This is a genomic window from Psychrobacter sp. TB55-MNA-CIBAN-0194, from assembly GCF_040309505.1.
GTDB classification, from domain to species: Bacteria; Pseudomonadota; Gammaproteobacteria; order Pseudomonadales; family Moraxellaceae; genus Psychrobacter; species Psychrobacter fozii.
This window is the reverse complement of the sequence record NZ_JBEOOW010000148.1, coordinates 1-286: the sequence shown is the minus strand read 5'-3', so window position 1 is coordinate 286 and position 286 is coordinate 1. Positions and strand designations below refer to the sequence as shown.

1 protein-coding gene is annotated in these 286 nt (G+C 37.8%); it reads right to left on the bottom strand.

Translation table 11 applies throughout. The annotated features are described in order from the left end of the window. Positions 1-286 (bottom strand): DUF1223 domain-containing protein (locus tag AAEY75_RS14620; protein ID WP_352259968.1); only part of this gene is annotated, 286 nt, incomplete at both ends.

Sequence of the window (286 nt, the reverse complement as noted above, 5' to 3'; positions counted from 1 at the left end):
AAGCCTAACAGAGCTACATGGGCTATTAAGTTTTGGTTAGTATTATCTTCGGTATTAACAGTATCGTATTCGAGATTAATTTTACTATTGTTTATAGTCGCTTTTAAATTACCTAAATAAGGGGCTTTAGCTACAGGAATAGCTTGCTTATAAAACCAACCTTGCCACCCGCTGCCGTTAACCATAAATCCTGGGGTTGCTACAATCCTACTTTTACCGAGTGCCTTATAAGTACGTTGTCTTTTACTAAAAACAGCAGAGGCAAACGGGTCTTTCCATCCTAAAT